Below are 22283 nucleotides of genomic sequence, written 5' to 3' on the forward strand. Positions count from 1 at the left end.
CACGCGGACGGACAGGAACCACGACGTACCGAGCAGGCAAGGAGACCCAGTGCTAGACGCCGACTTCTTCCGCCGCTGGCTGACGGCGGCCGCCGCGTCCGTGGACCGCGAGGCGGAACGGCTCACCGCCCTCGACTCCCCCATCGGGGACGCCGACCACGGCAGCAATCTCCAGCGCGGGTTCACGGCCGTGACCGCCGCCCTGGAGAAGGAGCCGCCCGCCACGCCCGGCGCGGTCCTGACCCTCGCGGGCCGCCTGCTCATCTCGACCGTCGGCGGCGCCTCGGGGCCGCTGTACGGGACGCTGCTGCGCCGGACCGGCAAGGCGCTCGGGGACGCCCCCGAGGTCGGCGAGGCGCAGTTGGCCGAGGCGCTGCGCACCGGTGTGGAGGCGGTGATGACGCTGGGTGGTGCCGCGCCGGGCGACAAGACCATGATCGACGCGCTGGTCCCGGCGGTGGACGCGCTCGGCGACTCCTTCGCCGCGGCGCGGACCGCCGCCGAGCGGGGCGCCGAGGCGACCATCCCGCTGCAGGCCCGCAAGGGCCGGGCGAGCTATCTGGGCGAGCGCAGCATCGGGCACCAGGATCCCGGCGCCACCTCGGCGGCGCTGCTCGTCGCCGCACTCGCGGAGGCCGCCGATGAGTGACGGAAAGCAGGTGGGGATCGTACTGGTGTCGCACAGCGCGCAGGTGGCCCGGTCCGTGGCCGAACTGGCGAAGGCGCTGGCGGGCGGCGGCGCCTCGGTGCCCGTCGCCGCGGCGGGCGGCACCGAGGACGGCGGGATCGGCACGAGCGCCGAGCTGATATCGGCCGCCGCCGCGTCGGTCGACCGCGGCGCCGGGGTCGCCGTCCTCACGGACCTGGGCAGCGCGGTGCTCACCGTGAAGACGCTGCTCGCGGAGGGCGACGAGCTCCCGGACGGCACCCGTCTGGTCGACGCGCCGTTCGTGGAGGGTGCGGTGGCCGCGGTCGTCACGGCGGCGGCGGGAGCGGACCTCGCAGCGGTGGAGGCGGCGGCGACGGAGGCGTACGCGTACCGGAAGGTGTGAGGACGCGCCGGGCGGCTTCACGGCTGCGGGACCAGGCGGACGGCGGCGGGACGTCCAGGAGCGTCCGCCGCCTCCCGTCACGGCGGTCCTTCCGGTGCGACGGCGCGGACCGGGCGCGGCGGCGCCGGTCCGTGCCGTCTCCGGCCCGTGCCGTCGCCGTGCCGGTCCGTCGCCGTGCCGGTCCGCGGGCCGGCGACGGCCGGCCGGCGCCTCCGCGGCGGCTCAGTCGTCCGCGACGAACCGCTGTGCCAGCCGCTCCCCCGTCGCCACGGCCTCCGCGTGGTCCTCGATGGGGGTGACCCGGGAGTCCTTGAAGACGATGTACGTGACGCCGGAGGGCGTGCCGCCGCCCTGCGGGTCGGGGGGTATGCCGAGTGCCTCGGCGGTGGCGTAGGACGCCTCGCCGATGACGTCCTGAGGGCCGGTGTCGCCGACGACCGCGTACTGCACCCGGTCCTGGTAGACCACGGCCGCGACCGACCCGCCCCGCAGGCCGTGGGCCCGGTAGTCCCAGACGGGGCCCGGGGCGGGCACGACGACGAAGGGCAGGCTCTCCGCGCTCAGCGGGCGGCCGTCGGACTGTGCGAAGGCCGTGCCCGCGGAGAAGTACGGATCGGTGGCGCTGTTGCAGCGGGGACCGGGGCGGCCGTCGCAGTCGATGTCCATGTCGGCCTTCCAGAAGACGGCGTCAGGGGTGCCGCAGACCGGGATGGACGCGGGCGCGCCGCTGTCGCTGCGGTAGTGGCCGCGCGAGACGGGCGCGCAGTCCCGCACCTCGGCCAGCAGGTCGGCGGCGCGGACGGTCCCCTCGCGCCACGCGACGGGTTCCGCGCCCAGCCGGTGTCCGGGCGGTCCGGCGGCGGGGAAGGTCGCCGGGGCGAGCAGGACGGCGCCGGCCGCGGCCAGTGTCAGTAACGGGGCACACACGATGGACAGGCCTCTTCCGGGAGACTCGACGACACTCGGCCCAATGTGGTGCCGAAGCGCACGGGAGGCCACCGCTGGGGGGCCGGACGGTGCACGGCCCGGGCCGCCGACAGGGGCCGGGAACCCGAGTCCGGGAAGGGCTCGGGCCGCCCGGCCACCGTGCCGGCGCGGGGTCTGCGACGACAGCGGCCCGCGCCGCAGGCGGGAACTCCCCAGCCCTCGTGAGGAGTTCGGCCATGAGGAACTTCAGGATACGTAACCCCCGCGCGCGGTCACCACGACGACCCCCTTGATGTGATCGCGTCAGCGGCGTCATATTGGTCCGGACCATTCGATCCAGGCCTGGGGAGGCAGAGCCGTGCGAGGCGTTCCCTTTTCCGTCCCCGCTCCCCTGCGCCGCCGTGCCGCGCTCTGCGGCGCGCTCCTCCTGGCCACCTCCTGCGGCTGGGGAGGCACGGGCGGCGAGGACGGCGGCCGGCTGCCCGCGGCTCCCACGGGCGTCACCGCCGAGGCCGGCAGCGCGACGAGCGTGCACGTCATGTGGAACGCGGTCACCGCGGGCGACGGGATCGACGGGTACGAGGTATATCGCGGCACCACGAAGGTGAAGGAAGTCCCGGCTTCGGAGCACATGGTGGACGTCACCAGGCTCAAGCCGTCCACCACGTACGTCTTCACCGTACGGGCGCGGGACACCGAGGGGCGGCTCGGACCGAGCAGCCGGGAGGTCCGGGCGAGGACCCCCGCGGCCGCCGCGGCCGACCGCTCCGCCCCGACCCGCCCCTCGGCGCTCCGGGGACGCGCGGTCGGGAGCCGGGCGGCCCAGCTGTCGTGGTCGGCGTCGAGGGACGACCGGGGCGTGGTGTCGTACGACGTCCACCAGGGAGGGGTGAAGATCCACAGCGTGGGCGGGGGGCAGACGGCGACCGTGGTGACGGGGCTGCGCCCCGGTACGCGCTACGCCTTCACCGTGCGGGCCCGCGACGCCGCCGACAACGTCTCGCCGGCCGGCGCCGTCGTCCGTCTCACCACTCCGGGCAGCGACGACGGCCGGGCCGCCGCGCCCACCGGCTTCCGGGCGGCGAGCCGCCGGTCCGACGGGGCGTACTACATCGACCTCAGCTGGGTGCCGCCGCGCACGGACGGGGTGATCACCGAGTACGAGGTCCACCTGGACGGCCGGCCGGCCACCTCCCTGGTGTTCGGCGGGAAGCCGCCGCGCGACCGGGCGACGTACAGCTTCTACGTGGGACGCGAGGCGGGCGTCAGCCACCGGGTGCGGCTGCGCCCCAGGCTGCCGGACGGCACCTGGGGCGGCTTCTCCGCGGAACGGACGGTGACCACGGGGACGGCGGCTACGGGGCGGCAGCCGCGGTGACGCACCTCCCGCGGGCCGCCGTCCGGGCTTCGGCGTCCCGCGGATCCGGCACCCGGTGAGCGCGGCGCCGGGCGGACCCGGCGTCCGGGCGGACCCGGCGTCCGGGACGCACCGCCCGGCACCCGGCGTCCGGCGTCGGCACCCGGCACCCGGCACCCGGCACCCGGCACCCGGCACCCGGGAAGCGTCGTCCGGGAGCCCGGCCGCGATCCTCCGGAGGCGGGAATCCGTCACCTGCCCGGCGGCGGCCGGAGTGCGGGAAGGCGCCCTGGAGCATTGGCTGGCCTCGAGGCAGCACGGGCGTTCCCCGACCCCCGGCGGCGCAAGGGATGTACCGCCAACCGTGCCGCCGGAGGGCAGTCACATGCGCAACTCATCGCCACTTCTCCGCTCCGGGCTGACCGTGGCGGCCGTCGCCGCGCTTCCGCTCGCCCTGACCGCCGGCCCGGCCGCCTCGGCTCCGGGGATCTCGGTGAGCACCACCGGCACGACCGTCTCGGTCACCACCAGCGCGTGCACCCAGGTCAACGGAAGCTGGGGCCTCGCCTCGCTGCTCACCAGCGGCCAGGCGGCCTTCTCGCAGGGACGCCAGGTGGCGCTGTCGGGGTCGGCCGGCAACCAGTCGGCCGCCTGGTCCAACGTCAGCCCGGGCACGTACACCGTCGTCGTCATGTGCTCCAACGGCAACACCGCGGGCAGCCAGGCCGTCATCGTCTCCGCGCCCCACACGCCGACCGCGTCCCCGACGGCCTCGCCCTCGCGCGGGGTGATGGGCGGGCTCGGCGGGGCCTCGAAGGACTACGGCACCGTCACGCTGGTGGCGGGCGGCGCGCTGGTCGGGACCGGGCTCGTCGCCACGGCCCTGTACCTGCTGCGCCGGCGCAACAAGCCGTACCGGCTGTGAACGACGTCCGCACCACGCCCGAGCGCCCCTGCGGCGCGCGGGTGCAGGGGCGCGCGGGCCGCGCGGCGTCAGCCCGGCTCGTGGCCGGGCAGGTCGGCGAACTCCGCGAGGGCACGGCCGAGCCACCGGGTCCAGAAGGTCTCCAGGTCGATGCCGGCCTGGAGCACCAGGTGCTGGAGCCGGTCCTGGGGGCTGTCCCGGCCCGGCGGGAAGTCGCGCCTCTCGATCTCCCGGTACTCCGCCAACTGCCTTTCGTGCAGTTCGAGATGGCGCCGAAGGTCGGCCTCCAGGCCCGCGGTGCCGACCACGGCCGCCGCCCGCAGCCGCAGCAGCAGCGCGTCGCGGTGCGGCTTGGGGTCCTGGGAGGCGGCGGTCCAGCGGGCCAGTTCGGCGCGGCCCGCGGGCAGGACCTCGTAGGCCTTCTTCTGGCCGCGGGTGGGCTGTTCGGCCGGCAGGGCGCGGATCAGTCCCCCGGCCTCCAGCTTTCCCAGCTCGCGATAGATCTGCTGGTGCGTCGCCGACCAGAAGTAGCCGATCGACTTGTCGAACCGGCGGGTCAGCTCCAGCCCCGACGACGGCTTCTCGAGCAGGGCGGTGAGGATCGCGTGCGGGAGTGACATGCGGTCATCCTAGGGACGCGCCGGCCCCGCCCCTACAGGGCCGCAGCCAGCTCGGTGCCCTGCTTGACGGCGCGCTTGGCGTCCAGTTCGGCGGCCACGTCGGCGCCTCCGACGAGGTGTGCGCGGCGCCCGGCGGCGAGGAGTTCCTCGTAGAGGTCCCGGCGCGGCTCCTGCCCGGTGCACAGGACGACCGTGTCGACCTCCAGCACCGTGCTCTCGCCGTCGACGGTGACGTGCAGTCCGGCGTCGTCGATCCGGTCGTAGCGCACGCCCGGGACCATGGTGACGCCGCGGTGCCTGAGCTCGGTGCGGTGGATCCAGCCGGTGGTCCTGCCGAGTCCGGCGCCGACCTTGGTGGCCTTGCGCTGGAGCAGGTGGACGGTGCGCGGCGGGACGGGACGCGCGGGCGCGGTGAGGCCGCCGGGCGCGCGGTAGTCGAGGTCGACGCCCCAGTGGCGGAAGTACGTCGCCGGGTCCTCGTGGGCCCTGTCGCCTCCGTCGGTGAGGTACGCGGCGACGTCGAAGCCGATGCCGCCCGCGCCGAGGATCGCGACGCGGTCGCCCACGGGGGCGGCGCCCCGCAGCACGTCGAGGTAGCCGAGGACGCTCGGGTGGTCGACGCCGGGGATGTCGGGGACGCGCGGGACGACGCCGGTGGCGACGACGACCTCGTCGTGGTCGGCCAGGTCGTCCGCGCCCGCCCAGGTGTTCAGGCGGACGTCCACGCCCTCCTCGGCGAGCCGGGTGCGGAAGTAGCGCAGCGTCTCGTCGAACTCCTGCTTGCCGGGGACCCTGCGGGCGACGTTGAGCTGGCCGCCGATCTCGCCGGCGCCGTCGAACAGGGTGACGCGGTGGCCGCGTTCGGCGGCGCTCACGGCGCAGGCGAGGCCGGCCGGGCCCGCGCCGACGACGGCGACGCGCTTGCGCCGCCGGGCCGGGGAGAGGACCAGCTCGGTCTCGTGGCAGGCGCGCGGGTTGACCAGGCAGGAGGTGATCTTCCCGCTGAAGGTGTGGTCGAGGCAGGCCTGGTTGCAGCCGATGCAGGTGTTGATCGCCTCGGGGCGGCCGGCCGCGGCCTTGGCGACGAAGCCGGGGTCGGCGAGCATCGGGCGGGCCATCGACACCATGTCGGCGTACCCCTCGGCGAGCAGTCGCTCGGCGAGGTCGGGGGTGTTGATGCGGTTGGTGGTGACCAGCGGGACCGACACCTCGCCCATCAGCCGCTTGGTCACCCAGGTGTACGCACCGCGCGGCACGGAGGTGGCGATGGTGGGGATGCGGGCCTCGTGCCAGCCGATGCCGGTGTTGATGAGGGTCGCCCCGGCGGCCTCGACGGCCTTGGCGAGCGCGATCACCTCCTCGAGCGTGGAGCCGCCCGGTACGAGGTCCAGCATGGACAGCCGGTAGATGAGGATGAAGTCCTCGCCGGCCGCCTCGCGCACGCGGCGCACGATCTCCACGGGGAAGCGCATGCGGTTCTCGTACGAGCCGCCCCAGCGGTCGGTGCGGTGGTTGGTCCGGGCGGCGACGAACTCGTTGATCAGGTAGCCCTCGGAGCCCATGATCTCGACGCCGTCGTAGCCGGCCCGCCGGGCCAGGCGGGCGGCGCGGACGTAGTCGTCGATGGTGCGCTCGACGTCGTCGTCGGTGAGCTCGCGGGGCGGGTAGGGGCTGATCGGCGCCTGGAGCGGGCTCGGGGCGACCAGGTCCTGGTGGTAGGCGTACCGGCCGAAGTGCAGGAGCTGCATCGCGATCCGTCCGCCCGCGCGGTGCACGGCCTCGGTGACGACCCGGTGCCGCTCCGCCTCCGCTTCGGTGGTGAGCTTGGCGCCGCCCTCGTACGGCCGCCCCTCCTCGTTGGGCGCGATGCCGCCGGTGACGATCAGGCCCACTCCCCCGCGGGCGCGCTCGGCGTAGAACTCCGCCATGCGCGCGAAGCCGTTCTCGGCCTCCTCCAGACCCACGTGCATGGAGCCCATGAGGACCCGGTTGGGCAGGGTGGTGAACCCCAGGTCGAGCGGGTTCAGCAGGTGCGGGTAACGGGTCATCGGGCCCTCCGTGCGCGGTGTCGTCCCTGTAGTTGTAGAGGACGCCCGACTGTTTATGCAACTAGTTGCACAAAGGTGACGGAGGGCACAGCGGGGCTATGGCCGGGGAACCGGGACGGGACGTCCGCGCCGCCTCGCCGGCGGCGGGCGCGCGGGCCGGGTCCGCGCACCCGCCGGACCGGGTTGGGCTCCCGGGCACCGGCGAAGGGCTCCCGCGCCGCCGCCCCGCTCGTCGCGGCCTCACGGGAGAAGGCGGCCAGGGCCGGGGACCGCCGGGCCGGCCCGCCCGGCACGGGCGCCCCGGCGGCCGGCACACCGGTCACGCCGGCGGCCGCTCCTCACCCGCCCGGCCGCCGGGGCCGCTACCGGCTCTCCAGCCGGACGTGCAGCTCCTTCTCCTGGTCACCGGGCACCGTGCTCAGGTCGTGCACGGTGAACAGGGAGTCCAGGGTCCTGCGGAACCGGTCGATCGCCCAGTACCCGCCGTGCGCGTCGGCGACGACGGAGGACCCCAGCCGGACCGGACGGGCGCCCTCGTGCGCGTCGGCGACGTCGAACGTGCCGAGCCACACCGTCGGACGAGTCCTGTGCAGTTCCTCCGGTACGTCGTCGGAGCACCGGTCGGAGGCGAAGCAGGCGCACAGGGCGTCGAACACGGTCCGGGCGTCGTGCTTGCTGCATCCGCTGATCTCCACCGAGACGGACTCCGGGTGCGGTCGCTCGCTGTCCATCGTGGTCGCTCCTCTCGTGGCCGCGCTGCGCTGCCCCGCCCCCACCCCAGCAAAGCACCACCTTCCGGGAAGCACTACCGGCGGCGCGGGCCGCGCGGCACCACCGCCCCGCCGGCTCTGCAGCGCGACGGCCGCCGTGTTGGGAGATGGTGGAAGGAGACGGCACAGGCGTCGGAGGAACGGCTCCTGGCGCGGTACAACAAGGGGAGTCGGCACCGTGACGGCGTGCCGCGAGGAACGGGCGAAGGCGGGCGTGCGATGAGTGCAGCCGGGTCTCCCACGGCCGGGGATGACGAGCCGATGCGCGGGCCGGTGGAGCCGAGCGGGTTGCTCGACGTGCTGGGCATGGCCTCGGTGGTCCTCGACGCCGAGGGGCGGATCGTGCTGTGGAGCCCTCAGGCCGAGGAGCTGTTCGGGTACACGGCGCAGGAGGCGCTCGGGCACTACGCCGCCCGGATCATGGTGCACGAGCAGCACCTCGACATGGTGGTCAAGCTGTTCTCCGAGGTGATGGAGACCGGCCGGAACTGGGCCGGGGCCTTCCCCATCCGCCGCAAGGACGGCAGCACCCGGCTCGTGGAGTTCCGCAACATGCGGCTGCTGGACGGCCGGGGCGACGTCTACGCCCTGGGACTCGCCGCCGACCAGTCGACCGTGCGCCGGCTGGAGCGCGACGTGGCGCTGTCGACGCGCATGATCGCGCAAGCCCCGATGGGGCTGGCCGTCCTGGACACCGACCTGCGGTACGTCACGGTCAACCCGGCGCTGGAGCGGATCAACGGCGTCTCCGCCGAGGAGCACCTGGGCCGCACGATCCACGAGGTGCTGCCGCTGGTGGACTCCTCGGCCGTGGAGGCCGCCGCCCGCCAGGTCCTGGAGACCGGCCGGCCGCTCCTGGAGCAGTCCACGATCGGCCGTACCCACGCCGACCCCGACCGGGAGCACGCCTGGACGGTCTCCATGTACCGGCTGGAGGACACCCTGGGCAACGTACTGGGCGTGGCCGTCTCGGTCGCCGACATCACCGAGCAGTACCGGGCGGGCGTCGAGGCCGAGGCCGCCCGCCGCCGCCTGGCCCTGATCGCCGACGCCTCCGCGCGCATCGGCACCACGCTGGACCTGGACCGCACCGCGCGGGAGCTCGCCGACGTGGCCGTCCCGGAGCTGGCCGACGTGGCGGCCGTGGACCTGCTGGACGCGGTCGTCAAGGGCCGTCGCAGCAGCTTCGGGCCGGCCGAGCCGGCGGTGATCCGGGCACTGGCCGTGCAGGGCGACGAATCCCCCGAGGCGGTGCGGGCCGCCGATCCGCCCGGCCGGGTGGCCCGGTACGCCCCCGACCGCCTCGTCACCGAGTGCGTGCGCTCCGGCCGCCCCGTGATGCTGCCGCGGGTGAAGGACGAGGACCTGCCCCGCATCGCCCGCTCCCCCGAGGCGGCGCAGCTGCTCGGCCGGGCGGGGGTGCACTCCTACCTGGCCGTGCCGCTGATCGCGCGCGGCGAGGTGCTCGGCGCCCTCGACCTCAAGCGCACCCGCAATCCGCTGCCGTTCAGCGAGGACGACCTGCTGCTGGCCCGGGAGCTGGCGGCCCGCGCGGCCGTGCAGATCGACAACGCCCGCTGGTACCAGAACGCCCGCGACATCGCCCTCACCCTCCAGCGCAGCCTGCTGCCCAGTCACCCGTCGACGACGGGCGGTCTGGAGGTCTCCTCCCGCTACCAGCCCGCGGGGGCCACCAGCGAGGTCGGCGGCGACTGGTTCGACGTGATCCCGCTGGACGGCGGCAAGACGGCGCTCGTCGTGGGCGACGTGATGGGCAGCGGCATCGCCGCCGCGACGACCATGGGGCGGCTGCGTACGGCCACCAACACCCTGGCCTCCCTCGACCTGGACCCGGCGCTGCTCCTGGAGCACCTGGACCGGATCACGGCCGGCCTGGACGACGCCATCGCCACCTGCGTGTACGCCGTCCACGACCCCCGTCTGCGGCAGTGCCGGATCGCCAACGCCGGGCACCTGCCGCCGGTCCGGGTGCGCGCCGGCCGCCCCCCGAAGCTGCTGGAGCTGCCCACCGGGGTGCCGCTGGGCGTCGGCGGCGTCGGCTTCCGCACGACCACCGTCGACCTGGAGCCCGGCGACCGGCTGGTGCTCTACACCGACGGCCTCGTCGAGACCCGCCGGCACCTGCTCGACGAGCGGCTCGCCACCCTGCTGACCCTGCTGGACGGTCCCGACCGCCCGCTGGAGGAGGTCTGCGACCTCCTGCTGCGCACCCTGCACGAGCCCGACAACTCCGACGACGTGGCGCTGCTCATCGCCCGGGTGGTCGAACCCGGCCGGTGAGGCGCCCGCATCACGGCCGGACGCCGCATCACGGCCGGACGCCGATCACGACATGGGCGTGCAGGTCGCCGGAGAACGCCAGACGGGTCGTCAGCCCGGCGCGGGCGAAGGCGTCGACGGCCGCCCGCGCCTGCTGCCCGCTCGTCTCCACCAGGACGCAGCCACCGGGCGCCAGCCAGCGCGGCGCCTGCGCGGCGACCCGGCGCAGGACGTCGAGGCCGTCCGTGCCGCCGTCGAGGGCGGCCCGCGGCTCGTGGTCCCGCGCCTCGGCGGGGAGCAGGCCGATCTCGTCGCTGGGCACGTACGGCACGTTGGCCGCCAGGATGTCGACGCGGCCGCGGACCTCGCCGGGCAGCGCCTCGAACAGGTCGCCGGTGTGCACCTGCCCGCCGGCGGCGGCCAGGTTCCGGCGGGCGCAGCGCACGGCGGCGGGATCGATGTCGGCGGCGTGCAGCTCGACCCGGCCGAGCGCGGCGGCCAGCGCCGCGCCGACGGCGCCCGAGCCGCAGCACAGGTCCACGACGACGGTCGCGCCGGGGGCCTGGGCGAGGGCCTGTTCCACCAGGAACTCGGTGCGACGCCGGGGCACGAACACACCGGGCTCCACCGTGACGCGCAGGCCCCGGAACTCGGCCCAGCCGACGACGAGTTCGAGAGGCAGCCCCGCGACGCGGCGCGCCACCAGGGCGGCGACCTCGTCCGGGGTGCGCGCGGCGGCGAGGATCAACTCGGCCTCGTCCTCGGCGAAGACGCAGCCGGCGGCACGCAGCTCGGCCACGACGCGGTCGCGGGAGGACGGCGAGGAGGAGGAAGGGGAGACGGAGGAGGGAGAGGGCATGGAAGCCAAGAGCCTTTCGGGAGCGAAGGGCGCCCCGGCGGTCACCTACCGCGGGTGATCCGCGCTGCCTCGAAGGGAGAGCGCCCGAGCCGACACAGCGGTGATGGGTCTCACCTCCCCGGCTTCCGGCGGCCGGGACCGTCCACAGCCGGACGGCACACTACCCGATGCCCCGCCCGTCCACCGGCCCCCGGTCCGGGGCGGCCCCCGGCCCTCCCCACCGGGGCGGAGGATTTCATACGGTCTTCACGGCCGTGGGACGGACCGGAGGCGGGGGCGGACCGGGCGACCCCTTACGGTTGAAGGTGCAAACACGTACGGAGGCACTCCCCGCATGAACGTCACCCGAGGCTTCACCGGGCGCCCCCGCGTCGACAACCCGGGGCTGCCGCCCGGGCAGTACGACGCGGGTGACGACTGGCCCGTCCTGTCCGCCGAGGTCACTCCCGACCTGTCGCCCGCCGACTGGACCTTCCGGATCGACGGACTGGTGGCGGAGCCCCGCACCTGGACCTGGGAGGAGGCGCACCGGCTGCCGGCGTCGGCGTACGAGGGCGCCATCCACTGCGTGACGAGCTGGTCCAAGTTCGGGGTGCGGTTCACGGGCGTGTCCCTGGACGCCTTCCTGGATGTGGTCCGGCCCCACGGGTCGGCCACACACGCCGTCGCCTACTCGCACACCGGCTACACCACCAACCTCCCGCTGGCGGATCTGACCGGCGGGCGCGCCTGGATCGCCTGGGAGTACGACGGCAGGCCGCTGCCGGCCGAGCACGGGGGCCCGGCGCGGCTGCTGGTGCCGCACCTGTACTTCTGGAAGAGCGCCAAGTGGATCGCGGGCCTGCGGCTCCTCGACCACGACGAGCCGGGTTTCTGGGAGCAGAACGGCTACCACGCGCGCGGCAACCCCTGGGAGGAGCAGCGGTACTCCGGTGACTGAGACCCAGACGACGGCCACCGGGCCCCGGACGCAGGCACAGGCGCAGGCGGAGCCCTTCACGCCCCCGACGCGGTTCGCCGTGCCCGGGCGGATCGCCGTGAGCGAGCAGGCCGCCTCGGTGTGGCGGACCGCCACGCTCACCGGGATCCGCCGCGAGACGCCGCGCGCCGCGACCTTCCGGTTCGCCGTGCCCGGCTGGCCCGGGCACCTGCCCGGCCAGCACCTGATGCTGCGCCTGACCGCCGGGGACGGCTACACGGCCCAGCGCCACTACTCGATCGCGTCGGCGCCCGACGACTCCGGGCACATCGAGCTGACCCTCGACCACGTCGAGGGCGGCGAGGTCTCCGGGTGGTTCCACACGGTGGCCCGGCCCGGTGACCAGGTGGCGGTGCGCGGCCCGCTGAGCGGCTTCTTCGCCTGGCCGGGCGACCGGCCGGCGCTGCTGATCGGCGCAGGCTCCGGTGTCGTCCCGCTGATGTCGATGGTGCGGCACCACCGGGCGCGGGGCCTGTCGGTGCCGCTGCGGCTGCTGGTGTCGGCGCGCAGCCCCGAGGAACTCCTTTACGCGCGGGAGCTCGGCGCGGAGACCACACGGGTGTTCACCCGGAGCGCCCCGGAGGGTGTGCCCGTGGGACGTATGACGGCCGCACATGTGGCGCCGCTCCTGGCCGAGCGCCCTGCCGGTGGGTGGGAGGCCTATGTGTGCGGCTCCAACTCCTTCGCCGAGCACGCCACGCGGCTGCTGGTGGCGGCCGGCCAGCCGGTGGACCGGATCCGCATCGAGCGCTTCGGCTGACGCCCACGGCGCCCGGGGCCCCGCCGCGCCCCGGGCCCGGTGTGCCGCCGTGCCGGGCCGGGCGCCTGCCCGAGCCCCCGGGCGGGCGCCACGGGGCAGTGCCCCGTGGCGCCCCTCCGCACACGGGCCGCCCCGCACGTCCCGGCCGCCCGGTTCCCCCGCGGTCCGGCGGCACCCGGCGCACCGCCCCCTCCGTCCGGCGGGCGTCGCCCACGTCGCGCCCGCCCGGGCCGCACCGCAGGCGGTCGGGGCCCGCCGGACGGGGTACCGGAAGGGGAGCGGGCGCTCGCACGCGTGGCGCGAAGGGCACGGCGGTGCCACCCCGTACGGCTTGTCCGGTCCTGCGGCCGGGGTGGCGGCGAGGAGGTCGACATGCGAACCCGAGTGCGCGGCTGGCGCTGGCGGCGCAGTCCGCTGCGGCGCCGGTCGGACGTGGTGGAGGCGTGGACGGTACTGGCCGTCGCCGTTCTGCTGCTGGTGGGCGCGCCCCTGGCGGGGGCGGCCGCCGCCTGGTGGGCCCAGGGCGAGGCGCGGGCGACGGCGGCCGAGCAGCGGGCCGAGCGGCACCGTGTGCGGGCGGAGGTGGTCGGCGGGGACTCCGGCACGCCGCCGTCGATGCAGGCGGACGGCCGGCACGCGTACCGCGCGGCGGTGCGCTGGACCGAGCCGGGCGGGGCGGAGCGCACCGCCGTCGCGCGGGTGCCCGCGGGGACGCGGCAGGGCGATGTCGTCGACGTGTGGTTCGACTCCCGGGGCCGCGGTGTCCCCCCGCCGGTGGACGGCTCCGCGGTCTGGCAGCACACCGTGACCGTCGGCGTGTGCGTCGCGGTCGGTGCCACGGCCGTGGTGCTCCTCGGGCACGCCGCCGTACGCCGGGTGGCCCTGAGCCGCCGACTGGCCGAGTGGGAACGGGAGTGGGCCCGCACGGAGCCCCGGTGGTCCCACCGCCGGGCGTGACCCGCGCGCCGGCTCCCGGGCGGCACGCCGGTGATCCGCCCCGGCCCCGTCCCGGGCGGCACGCCGGTGATCCGCCCCGGCCCCGTCCCGGGCGGTGCGCGGGTGGCCCGGTCACCCGGCCTCGCCGCCGCACCGCCCACACCCCGCCGCCCGCTCCCCACGGCGGGCGGTCACACGTGCGTGGCCTGCGCTCCGGCCGCGTACGCCCGGGCAGCGCCGCCCCGCGGGAGTGCGGCACGAGTCTGGCGAGCCCTCCGACCGCCCCCGTACGGTGTGATCATCCGCGCTGTCTCCTCGCAAAGGCGGTCCCAGATGGCCCTGTTCGACCTTCCGCTGGACGAACTCCGCGCGTACCGCAGCGCCTCCACCGAGCCGGAGGACTTCGACGCGTTCTGGTCGAAGACCCTTCGGGAGGCACGCGAACACGACCTGGACGCCCGTTTCGTCCCGGTCGACACGGGCCTGGCCACGGTCGAGGTGTTCGACGTGACGTTCGCCGGGTACGGCGGGCACCCGGTCAAGGGCTGGCTGACGCTGCCCGCCGGGGCCGGCGCCCCGCTGCCCCTGGTCGTGGAGTTCATCGGCTACGGGGGCGGACGCGGCCTGCCGCACGAGCACCTGCTGTGGGCGTCCAGCGGCCGGGCGCACTTCGTGATGGACACCCGGGGGCAGGGCAGCGCCTGGGGCGCCGGCGGCGGCACCGCGGATCCGGTCGGTGGCGCGCCCTCGTACCCCGGGTTCATGACGCGCGGCCTCGACGCGCCCGAGAACTACTACTACCGCCGGGTGTTCACGGACGCGGTACGGGCCGTCGAGGCGGCGCGCTCGCACCCGCTGGCCGACCCGGCGCGCACGGTGGCGACCGGCGCCAGCCAGGGCGGCGGCATCGCGATCGCGGTGGGCGGCCTGGTCCCGGACCTGGCCGCCGTCGCCCCCGACGTGCCCTTCCTGTGCGACTTCCCGCGCGCCACCACCCTCACGGACCGCCATCCGTACCGGGAGATCGGCCTCTACCTCAAGACGCACCGCGGTCGCGCCGAGGACGCCCGGCGCACCCTCTCCTACTTCGACGGCGTGCACTTCGCCGCGCGCGGCCGGGCCCCCGCCCTGTTCTCGGCCGCCCTGGAGGACCAGACCTGCCCGCCCTCCACCGTGTTCGCGGCCTTCAACGCCTGGGCGCACGACGACAAGGCCATCGAGGTGTACGACTTCAACGACCACGAGGGCGGCGGCCCCTTCCAGGAGGCGGCCAAGCTGCGCTGGATGCGGTCGTACGCCTGATCCGGACCTTCTCCGCCGGCGGGGTTTCCTCCTGGTCCGACCAGTCGGTACGTTCTGGACGCCCGCGGCGCGGCAGCGCGACCCGGTGCCGAGACGGTCCGGGGAGGGGCGATGTCCGAGCACGAGGCGGCGGTCCACGGCCACTGCGACCCGCGTTTCGCGGCGGTGCGCACGGCGTTCGAGGAGAACTTCCGGGAACGGCAGGAGCTCGGCGCCGCCGTGACCGTCACGGTCGGCGGCGTGACGGTGGCGGACCTGTGGGGCGGCTGGGCCGACGCGGCCCGCACCCGACCCTGGGAGCGGGACACCCTGGTCAACGTGTGGCGACGTCGAAGGGGCCGGTGGCGCTGTGCGCGCACGTCCTGGCCGACCTGGGGCCGCTGGACCTCGACGCGCCGGTGGCCGCGTACTGGCCGGAGTTCGCCGCGGCGGGCAAGGAGAAGGTCCTCGTACGGCACCTGCTGTCGCACCGCGCCGGCCTGTGCGGCCTGCGCGAGCCGCACTCGCTCGCGCAGCTCTACGACTGGGAGCTGACGACCCGGCGGCTCGCGGCGACCGAGCCGTGGTGGGAGCCGGGGACCCGGTCCGGGTATCACGCGCTGACGTACGGGCACCTCGTCGGCGAGGTGGTCCGACGGGTGTCCGGGCTGCTGCCCGGGGCGTTCCTGGAGCGGGAGGTGACCGGGCCGCTCGGGATCGACTTCACCGTCGGACTGCCGGGGAAGGATGCGGGACGGGCGGCCGAGCTGGTGCAGCCGCCGGCCGCGCCGGCCGACGGGCGGGCGGCGGTCCTCAGCCGGCTGGAGCCCGCCGCGGCCGCCACGCTGACCAATCCGCCGGTGGGGGCGGCCGACGCCAACACGCCCGAGTGGCGGGCCGCCGAGATACCGGCCGCGAACGGGCACGGCACGGGCCGTCGCCGCCCTCTACGCCGTCTTCGCGGGCCGCGGGACGCACGACGGCCACCGGATCCTCTCCCCCGAGGCGGCCGAGCGGGCGCGCGAGGGGCAGGGCCGGTGCCGCGACCTGGTCCTCGGCGACGGCCTGGAGGGCGAGACCGAGCTGGGGCTGGGCCTGTGGCTCAGCGGCCCCAACGGTTCGTACGGGCCCAACCCGCGCGCTTTCGGTCATGACGGCTTCGGCGGCTCCTGCGGCCTCGCCGACCCGGAGGCGGGCGTCTCGCTGGGCTACGTCATGAACCGGATGGGGCCCCACATCGCCGACGACCCCCGCAAGAGGGCCCTGGTCGACGCGGTGTACAGCGCGCTCTGACGCCCGGTCGGGCGGATGCGTTTCGGCCGAACCGGCGGCCCGCCCTTCCCTGGTGGTTTAGACCAATGCTAGATCTGGTGGCGCAATGAGCCCGCACGGCTACCGCCTGTGACCACCAGGAGGCGCGGCATGGCCCGCACCACCCCGCACGACCACTCGCCGACCGGAGGAGGGCCGCTGTACCGGCGGATCGCGACACAGTTGCTCACGGAGCTGCACGACGGCACCGTCCCACCCGGTGGACGGCTGCCGGCCGAGCGGCGGTTGGCCGAGCACTTCGGGGTGAGCCGGGAGACCGTGCGGCAGGCGTTGGAGCTGCTGCGCCGCGACGGCCTGGTCGCCACCGACCGGCGGGGCAGCCACGCCACGCTGCCCGGCCTGCCGGTGGAGTCCCCGGCCTTCCTCACCTTCCCGGTCGGCGCCCGGGCCGCGGATCCCGGCGCCGCGGCCCGGGCCACCGTCGCCTGGGAGCCCCCGCCGCCGGAGCACGCCGAGGCCCTCGGGCTGGCCCCGGACCGGCCGGCGCTGGTGCACCGCTACCGCTCCACGACCGCCGACGGCCACGTCCTGCGCACGGCCCTGACAACGTTCTCCACCGTGGCGCTCGCCGAGGTCGAGGAGCTGGCCCGCTACCGCGACCGCGCCGACGGGGCGGCCCGCGCTCAGCTGCGGCGGGTCTACGACTGGATGCGCCGGGCGGGCCTGACCCTGCACCACCGCGACTGCATCACGCCGCTGGCGGGCACGCCGTCGGTGCGGGTCACCCGGCGGGTGCACGACCAGTACGACCGGCTGCTGGAGATCACCGACCTGTTCGTGAACGCCCAGCAGGAGGCCCTGGTCTACGAGTTCACCCTGCCGGCCGCGAGCTGACCGCGCGGGGCGGCGCACGCCGGGGCTGCCGGCCCGGCCGCCCCGGCCGGCCCGGTTCACGCGGGGTGCGGGCCCGGAGCGCCGGGGAGGCGGGGGCGGGGTCCGGTGCGTGCCGGTGCCCCGTTCGGCGGCCGCCGGTCACCCGTTCGGTGGCCGCCGGCCATCCGTCCGCCGGTCGCCGGCCACCCGTTCGGCGGGCCGCTCCCGCGGATCCCGGCGGCCGCGCGGTCCCGGGGCCGTGGGGAGCGCCGAGATGCAGGACCGCGCCCGCGCGCCGACCATCGACCGTGGCGGGCCGGAGGGCGCGGGCACCGCCCCGGCGTCCGCGCGGCGCCCGGCCCGACCGGCGCACGGCTGTGTGCGCGGTACCTCCGGAGAGAGGGTTTCCATGAGCATCTTCACGACGTCCGACGGAACCGGGATCTACTACAAGGACTGGGGCAGCGGACAGCCCGTGGTGTTCAGCCACGGCTGGCCCCTCAACGCCGACACGTGGGACGGGCAGGCCCGCCTCGTCGCCGAGCACGGCTTCCGCGCGATCGCGCACGACCGGCGCGGCCACGGCCGCTCCGGGCAGCCGTGGCAGGGCAACCACATGGACCGGTACGCCGACGACCTGGCCGAACTGATCGAGTCGCTGGACCTCACCGACGTGGTCCTGGTGGGCCACTCGACCGGCGGCGGCGAGGTGGCCCGCTACATCGGCCGGCACGGCACCGCCCGGGTCGCGAAGGCCGTGCTGCTGGGCGCGGTGCCGCCGCTGATGGTGCGGACCGACGCCAACCCGGAGGGCACGCCGAAGGAGGTCTTCGACGGGATCCGCGCGGGTGTGGCGGCGGACCGGTCGCAGTTCTACTGGGACCTGAGCGAGAGCTTCTACGGCTACAACCGGCCGGGCGCCACCGAGTCGGAGGGCATGCGGCGCGCCTTCTGGTCGTGGAGCATGCAGGTCGGGCTGAAGGGGGCCTACGACTGCGTCGAGCAGTTCTCGGAGACCGACTTCACCGAGGACCTGCGGCGCATCGACGTGCCGACGCTGGTCGCGCACGGCGACGACGACCAGATCGTGCCGATCGGCGCCTCGGCCCACAAGACGGCTCAGCTCGTCCGGAACGCGACGCTGAAGGTCTACCCGGGCGCACCGCACGGTCTGGTGGGCGACTTCGAGCAGGCCTTCAACGCCGATCTGCTGGAGTTCCTGCGCGGCTGAGGCACGGAGGGGCGGCGGTCCGGCCCGCCGGACGCCCCTCGCCCCCGGGGGCGCCGTCGAGCGCGCCGGTGGAGCGGGGGGTCAGTCCTGGCGCCGGGCCACCACCAGCCGCACCCGCGGGCTGCCGTCCTGCCGTGTCCCGAACTCGGGCAGCGCCCGGAGCTCCACGGAGAACCCGGCCCGCGCCAGCTCCCGCCGCACCGGCCCGAGCCGGAAGGTCCGGTAGTACATGACGAACGGCGGCCGCCACACCGCGTTGCGCACCCTCATCACCGCGTCGAAGCCCAGCAGCATCCAGTACCCGGCGGAACCCGGGCGGGGCGGGGCGACCACGGGGAAGGCGAAGCGGCCGCCCGGCCGCAGGACGGAGTGCACCTGCGTGAACAGCCCGGGAAGCTCCCGGGGCAGGAAGTGCCCGAACGCCCCGAAGCTCACCACGAGGTCGAAGGCGGGCCCGAAGGGCAGGGCCCGGGCGTCGGCGCGGACCCAGGAGACCGGCGGCCCCGCCGGTCGGGGGCGTTCCCGCGCTTCGGCGAGCATGCCCGCGCTGAAGTCGACCCCGGTGACGCCGTCCCGGCACACCCGCGCCAGTACGTCGACGCCCCCGCCGGTGCCGCAGCACAGGTCGAGTCCGGTGCCGAAGGGACCGATCCGCTCCAGTGCCGACGCCACCGCGTCGAGCACCGCACCGGGCGTCCGGAAGGGGGTGTGGTCGAACTTCGGCGCGAGGAGGTCGTAGCCGCGTTCGACGGACGACAGCGCCTGGACGGCGAGTTCGCGCAGACTGGGGCCTTCGGGGCTGAACACCGGCCCAGCCTAGAGCCTGTCCGGCGCGTCCCCGTCGTCCGCCCCGAGGACGGGTTCCAGGGGAGCGCGCCGCCGCAGGACCGCGAGAACGCGCTCGCACCAGCGCAGGTTCTCCCGCTCGAAGCCGATGCCTCCCATCAGGGTGAGGTACGGCCCGACCCGGTCGGCCTCGCGCAGGTACTCCTCCTCGGTCCGGCCGTCCAGCAGGCGTTGGCGTACGCGCTCGTAGCGGGCGAGTTTGCCGCGCGCCCACGCCATGCGCTCCTCGACCAGCTCCCGGGTCGCCTCGGGGTCGGCCCCGTCCATGGCCTGGATCTTGATCAGGAGTTCGTCCCGGATGGCGGTGGGCCGCCTGGGGGGCTCGGCGGCGAAGGCCCGCAGATCGGCGCGGCCGGCCTCGGTGAGCGTGAACATCCGCTTGTCCGGCCGCCGTTCCTGGCGCACGATCCGGGCCTCGATCAGACCGTCCCGCGCCAGGCGCTCCAGTTCCCGGTAGAGCTGCTGCGGGGTCGCGGCCCAGAAGTTGGCGAGCGAGACGTCGAAGACCTTGGACAGCTCGTAACCCGATGCCTCGCCTTCCAGCAGGGCGGCCAGGACGGCGTACTTGAGAGACATGTGGACATGCTATCGACCATTGATTATTCTACTCAGCACCTATTCAACAAATTTACTATGGGGGGCTCGGTGCGGGCATTCCGTGAGGCGGTCGAGGCACACGATCTCGACGCCGTCGAGGCACTGCTGGCCGAGGACGTCGTCTTCACCAGTCCGGTCGTGTTCAAGCCGTACACCGGCAAGGCGATCACGGCGGCGATCCTGCGTGCCGTCGCGCAGGTCTTCGAGGACTTCCGCTACGTGCGCGAGATGGGCGGGGCGGACGGCCGCGACCACGCACTCGTCTTCACCGCGCGGGTCGGCGACCGCACGCTCACCGGCTGCGATTTCCTCCACGTCGACGAGAACGGCCTGATCGACGACCTCATGGTCATGGTCCGTCCGCTGTCCGGCGCGCAGGCGCTGGCGGAGGCGATGGGAGCGCGGTTCGAGCGGATCGCCGAGGAGGCGCAGACGCGAGGGGGCCGATAGAGGCGAAGGCACGGCCGTGAGGCGTGGGGCCGCGCCCCACGCCGCGTGTTCCCGGCCGCCGGCCTCACCGCCTCCGGCCTCCGGCACCCGGCACCCGGCACCCGGCACGAGGCACGAGGAACTGCCGTCCGGCGACCGACGGGCCGTCGCCGCATCCCCCGTCCGGGTGTTCGTGCGGACCCTACGGCCCGGGCAGGGACGTGTTCGGCGGGTCCCTTCCTACGTTTGCGGTATGACTATCGGACTTACTTCCCGGGCTGCCGTGTCCACCTGCGCGCTCTGCGTGGCGGGCCTGCTGGCGCTCTCCCCCGCCATGGCGGCCGCCCGCACGGGGGCGGATCCCGGAGCGCCGGACGGTGGGCCCCGGACCGCGGTACCGCGGTCCTCACTGCTGTACCGCCCGGGCACGCACGTCCGGCCGCGCCCCGGTGCGCCGGGGGTGCCGCGTGTCTCCGCGCTGTCCTGGCTGGTGGCCGACGCCCGCACCGGTGAGGTGCTCGCCGCGCACGACGCGCACCGCAGACTGCCGCCCGCCAGCACCCTGAAGACCTTGTTCGCCCTCACCGTGCTGCCGGTGCTGCCGGCCGGCATCCGGCACAGGGTCGGCGAGCAGGAACTGAAGGGCATCGGATCCGGCAGCAGCCTGGTCGGGGTCGCCGAGGGACACACGTACCGGGTCGCGGACCTGTGGCACGGGGTGTTCCTCAACTCCGGCAACGACGCCGTTCAGGTCCTGGCCACGCTCAGCGGCGGCCGGCGGGCCACGGCCGAGCGGATGGAGGCCAAGGCCCGCTCGCTCGGCGCCCACGACACCCGTGTCCTGTCACCCGACGGCTACGACGCGCCGGGCCAGGTGTCGTCCGCGTACGACCTGGCGGTCTTCGGCCGGGCGGGGCTGCGCAACCCCGACTTCGCGCGGTACTGCGCCACGGTCGAGGCCCGGTTCCCGGGCCGGGGCGGCGGCTGGTCGTACCCGATCCGCAACACCAACCGGCTGCTGACCGGCGCCGACGGGGTGCGGCCGTACCGGGGGCTGATCGGTGTCAAGAACGGTTACACCAGCGAGGCGGGCCACACGCTCGTCGCCGCGGCCCGCCGGGACGGGCGCACACTCGTGGTGACCGTGATGAACCCCCAGCAGGGCGGCGGTTTCGCCGTGTACGAGGAGGCCCGGTCGCTGCTCGACTGGGGGTTCGCCGCGTCCGGGCGGGTCGATCCGGTGGGCTCGCTGGACGGCCTGCGGTCCCGGCCGCGGCCGGGACCGCAGGCCGTGTCCGCCGTCCCCGCGGTGCCGCCGAAGAAGGACGGGGCCGGCTGGGCGGCGGCGGGGGCGATCGCGGGGGCCGCCGCGCTGGGTGCGGGCGCGGTGGCACTGGCGCTGCGCCTCATGGGCTGTCGCGTCGCGGCGAGCTGACCGGCCGACCGGGCGGGTTCGGGGATCCAGGCGTGAGGGCCACCGCCCAAAGACCCGTCCACGCCCGGCCCGTCGCCGGGTCCGCCGGGTCCAGAGGCCTGGGGCGGGGTCGCTCCCCCGAGAAGGCCGAGGGCTTCTCCCCAGGACACATGGCCGATGGGAGGTGAATCCAGGGGCATGAGCGCGCGTCCCGACGCACCCGGTCCCGAGTGGAGTCGTCCGCACCCCGTGGCGGACGTGCTCCTCGCGCTCCTGCTGCTCGCCGCCGACGCCGTGGTGGCGGTGGTGGCCCTGCTGTGGAGCATGAGCGCGGCCGGCCACCGGTCCTTCGGCGGCGGCGAGACGGACGCCGGCTTCGCCCCGGTCGCCGTGACGCTCGCCCTGGTGGCCGCCCTCGTCCTGGGGACGGCGTTCCTCGCGGGACGGGGCAAGGCGTACGTCACCGCCGTCGTCCAGGCCCTGGCCGGGCTCGCCCTGCTCGTCGTGACCGGCGTCGCGCAGGGCGAGTGGTCCCGGCGGGACCACCCGCCGGCTCCCGGACCCGGCCACAGCGCACCGCACGCGCAGTGCCCGTCCGGCGGGGACGACGGCGGGTGCGACGGGTCGTGAGGCCGGGGCGCCGGAACACCGGCGGTCCGGCCGGCGTCGCGGGGCGGTCCAGGGCGGCCACGCCCGCCACCGGCTCGCCCCGCTCGTCCGTCCCCGGGCGCCGCACGCCGCGCGTGCGGGGCCCGGGGACGACGGGGGGTCAGGACGACGCCCGGGGGATGGCGGGGAGGCAGGACGGCGCCCGGGGACGACGCGGG

Annotated in this window: 22 protein-coding genes and 2 pseudogenes; 17 read left to right on the top strand and 7 right to left on the bottom strand. The window is 75.5% G+C overall.

Annotated features, from left to right (window positions below):
• The first annotated feature begins 49 nt into the window (after window positions 1-49).
• A complete protein-coding gene (gene dhaL / locus AB0L29_RS20580) occupies window positions 50-649 on the top strand; it encodes a dihydroxyacetone kinase subunit DhaL (protein ID WP_365829104.1) in 600 nt (199 codons plus the stop codon).
• Window positions 642-1052, top strand: coding sequence for a dihydroxyacetone kinase phosphoryl donor subunit DhaM (dhaM, locus tag AB0L29_RS20585; protein WP_365829106.1), 411 nt, complete (start codon window positions 642-644; stop codon window positions 1050-1052). Before dhaL ends, dhaM begins: the two co-directional genes overlap by 8 nt.
• Before the next feature lie 222 nt (window positions 1053-1274).
• Here dhaM and AB0L29_RS20590 read toward each other — a convergent pair whose 3' ends face one another.
• Window positions 1275-1979, bottom strand: a complete 705-nt coding sequence (locus AB0L29_RS20590; RefSeq protein WP_365829108.1) for a glycoside hydrolase family 75 protein — start codon at window positions 1977-1979, stop codon at window positions 1275-1277.
• A 358-nt stretch (window positions 1980-2337) separates the two neighbouring features.
• Between AB0L29_RS20590 and AB0L29_RS20595 the strand changes: the two genes are divergently transcribed.
• Together AB0L29_RS20595 and AB0L29_RS20600 are read left to right on the top strand one after the other, a co-directional pair.
• The gene (locus AB0L29_RS20595) at window positions 2338-3357 is read left to right on the top strand and encodes a fibronectin type III domain-containing protein (protein WP_365829110.1); all 1020 of its coding nucleotides are present in this window, start codon (window positions 2338-2340) and stop codon (window positions 3355-3357) included.
• Between the two features lie 364 nt (window positions 3358-3721).
• The gene (locus AB0L29_RS20600; RefSeq protein WP_365829112.1) at window positions 3722-4261 is read left to right on the top strand and encodes a hypothetical protein; all 540 of its coding nucleotides are present in this window, start codon (window positions 3722-3724) and stop codon (window positions 4259-4261) included.
• Window positions 4262-4329: 68 nt separating this feature from the next.
• Here the strand turns inward: AB0L29_RS20600 and AB0L29_RS20605 are convergent, their stop codons facing one another.
• The 3 genes from AB0L29_RS20605 to AB0L29_RS20615 all read right to left on the bottom strand — a co-directional run bounded on the left by AB0L29_RS20605 (window position 4330) and on the right by AB0L29_RS20615 (window position 7660).
• A complete protein-coding gene (locus AB0L29_RS20605; protein WP_365829114.1) occupies window positions 4330-4881 on the bottom strand; it encodes a PadR family transcriptional regulator in 552 nt (183 codons plus the stop codon).
• Window positions 4882-4913: 32 nt separating this feature from the next.
• Entirely contained in the window at window positions 4914-6929 is a 2016-nt protein-coding gene (locus tag AB0L29_RS20610; RefSeq protein ID WP_365829117.1) for an NADPH-dependent 2,4-dienoyl-CoA reductase, read from the bottom strand.
• A 362-nt stretch (window positions 6930-7291) separates the two neighbouring features.
• Window positions 7292-7660, bottom strand: a complete 369-nt coding sequence (locus AB0L29_RS20615) for a hypothetical protein (RefSeq protein ID WP_365829119.1) — start codon at window positions 7658-7660, stop codon at window positions 7292-7294.
• Window positions 7661-7918: 258 nt separating this feature from the next.
• Between AB0L29_RS20615 and AB0L29_RS20620 the strand changes: the two genes are divergently transcribed.
• Window positions 7919-10000 (top strand): SpoIIE family protein phosphatase, encoded by a 2082-nt coding sequence (locus tag AB0L29_RS20620; RefSeq protein ID WP_365829121.1) that lies wholly within the window; start codon window positions 7919-7921, stop codon window positions 9998-10000.
• Window positions 10001-10028: 28 nt separating this feature from the next.
• Here AB0L29_RS20620 and AB0L29_RS20625 read toward each other — a convergent pair whose 3' ends face one another.
• Complete coding sequence (locus tag AB0L29_RS20625; protein ID WP_365829123.1) at window positions 10029-10838, bottom strand: putative protein N(5)-glutamine methyltransferase; 810 nt, start codon at window positions 10836-10838, stop codon at window positions 10029-10031.
• A gap of 334 nt (window positions 10839-11172) precedes the next feature.
• Here AB0L29_RS20625 and AB0L29_RS20630 point away from each other — a divergent pair, with 334 nt between their 5' ends.
• The 9 genes and pseudogenes from AB0L29_RS20630 to AB0L29_RS20670 all read left to right on the top strand — a co-directional run bounded on the left by AB0L29_RS20630 (window position 11173) and on the right by AB0L29_RS20670 (window position 18170).
• Window positions 11173-11778, top strand: a complete 606-nt coding sequence (locus AB0L29_RS20630) for a sulfite oxidase-like oxidoreductase (protein WP_365829125.1) — start codon at window positions 11173-11175, stop codon at window positions 11776-11778.
• Between the two features lie 79 nt (window positions 11779-11857).
• Complete coding sequence (locus tag AB0L29_RS20635; protein WP_365829215.1) at window positions 11858-12577, top strand: ferredoxin reductase; 720 nt, start codon at window positions 11858-11860, stop codon at window positions 12575-12577.
• Between the two features lie 372 nt (window positions 12578-12949).
• Window positions 12950-13534, top strand: a complete 585-nt coding sequence (locus AB0L29_RS20640) for a hypothetical protein (RefSeq protein ID WP_365829127.1) — start codon at window positions 12950-12952, stop codon at window positions 13532-13534.
• A gap of 312 nt (window positions 13535-13846) precedes the next feature.
• Window positions 13847-14815, top strand: a complete 969-nt coding sequence (locus AB0L29_RS20645; RefSeq protein WP_365829129.1) for an acetylxylan esterase — start codon at window positions 13847-13849, stop codon at window positions 14813-14815.
• Window positions 14816-14926: 111 nt separating this feature from the next.
• Window positions 14927-15076, top strand: a pseudogene (locus AB0L29_RS20650) (EstA family serine hydrolase); the annotation flags it as partial.
• 80 nt (window positions 15077-15156) lie between these two features.
• A pseudogene (locus tag AB0L29_RS20655) lies at window positions 15157-15588 on the top strand (serine hydrolase domain-containing protein); the annotation flags it as partial.
• A 58-nt stretch (window positions 15589-15646) separates the two neighbouring features.
• Entirely contained in the window at window positions 15647-16087 is a 441-nt protein-coding gene (locus tag AB0L29_RS20660) for a serine hydrolase domain-containing protein (RefSeq protein ID WP_365829216.1), read from the top strand.
• Window positions 16088-16216: 129 nt separating this feature from the next.
• Complete coding sequence (locus tag AB0L29_RS20665; RefSeq protein ID WP_365829132.1) at window positions 16217-16960, top strand: GntR family transcriptional regulator; 744 nt, start codon at window positions 16217-16219, stop codon at window positions 16958-16960.
• 388 nt (window positions 16961-17348) lie between these two features.
• Window positions 17349-18170, top strand: coding sequence for an alpha/beta hydrolase (locus AB0L29_RS20670; RefSeq protein WP_365829134.1), 822 nt, complete (start codon window positions 17349-17351; stop codon window positions 18168-18170).
• An 81-nt stretch (window positions 18171-18251) separates the two neighbouring features.
• On the opposite strand, the gene AB0L29_RS20675 is transcribed toward AB0L29_RS20670, so the two are convergent.
• Together AB0L29_RS20675 and AB0L29_RS20680 are read right to left on the bottom strand one after the other, a co-directional pair.
• Window positions 18252-18977, bottom strand: coding sequence for a class I SAM-dependent methyltransferase (locus AB0L29_RS20675; RefSeq protein ID WP_365829136.1), 726 nt, complete (start codon window positions 18975-18977; stop codon window positions 18252-18254).
• A 9-nt stretch (window positions 18978-18986) separates the two neighbouring features.
• Window positions 18987-19592, bottom strand: coding sequence for a PadR family transcriptional regulator (locus tag AB0L29_RS20680; RefSeq protein ID WP_365829138.1), 606 nt, complete (start codon window positions 19590-19592; stop codon window positions 18987-18989).
• 69 nt (window positions 19593-19661) lie between these two features.
• Here AB0L29_RS20680 and AB0L29_RS20685 point away from each other — a divergent pair, with 69 nt between their 5' ends.
• From AB0L29_RS20685 to AB0L29_RS20695, 3 genes are all read left to right on the top strand, one after another.
• Window positions 19662-20063, top strand: a complete 402-nt coding sequence (locus tag AB0L29_RS20685) for a nuclear transport factor 2 family protein (protein WP_365829140.1) — start codon at window positions 19662-19664, stop codon at window positions 20061-20063.
• Between the two features lie 232 nt (window positions 20064-20295).
• Entirely contained in the window at window positions 20296-21477 is a 1182-nt protein-coding gene (locus tag AB0L29_RS20690) for a serine hydrolase (protein WP_365829142.1), read from the top strand.
• Window positions 21478-21654: 177 nt separating this feature from the next.
• Window positions 21655-22086, top strand: a complete 432-nt coding sequence (locus AB0L29_RS20695) for a DUF6234 family protein (RefSeq protein WP_365829144.1) — start codon at window positions 21655-21657, stop codon at window positions 22084-22086.
• The last annotated feature ends 197 nt before the right edge of the window (window positions 22087-22283 follow it).

This window comes from Streptomyces sp. NPDC052701, assembly GCF_040678355.1.
Lineage (GTDB): Bacteria > Actinomycetota > Actinomycetes > Streptomycetales > Streptomycetaceae > Streptomyces.